Raw genomic sequence first — 503 nt, 5'->3', positions numbered from 1 at the left:
TTCGCAAGACCGTCAATGCCTATCTCGACCAGCTGCAAGCCGATGTTGGACTGGAGATCCTCATGGCCGACAGCGCGCTCTACACCCGCGACACCCTCCAGGCGATGGACACACCTATGCCTGGATTTCGCGCGTGCCTGAAACCCTCACGCTCGCCTGCGAGATGATCCATGCAGTCGCTCCAATGTTGATGCACAAGCCCACGCAAGAGGCCTGTTGCACCTTAGGCACCGTCTATGGTGAGGTGCGCCAACGCGCCCTCAAGCGCCTTAACAAGCACTGCCTTACACAGGGCAAGGCCGAACTCAAGGGCTTCGAGCGGCTGTGCAACACGGACTTCGCCTGCGAGGCCGATGCGCTCAAGGCATTGGAGCGCTTTGAGCACACACTTAAGATTGGCCTGCTCGGCGAGACCTGCATTGAGGCCTTGCCTCGCTACCACAGCCAAGGCCGCCCGGCCCGAGGGCAGGCGCCAGACTTTTATGTCTACCGCATCAGCGGTG

1 pseudogene is annotated in these 503 nt (G+C 60.8%); it reads left to right on the top strand.

Annotated elements, in window-relative coordinates:
- A pseudogene (locus CKO36_RS19360) lies at nucleotides 1-503 on the top strand (IS1634 family transposase); the annotation flags it as partial.

The sequence above is a fragment of the Rhabdochromatium marinum genome, assembly GCF_016583795.1.
GTDB lineage: Bacteria > Pseudomonadota > Gammaproteobacteria > Chromatiales > Chromatiaceae > Rhabdochromatium > Rhabdochromatium marinum.
Note: the sequence above shows the minus strand (reverse complement) of the source record. Positions and strands in the feature narration are given on the sequence as shown.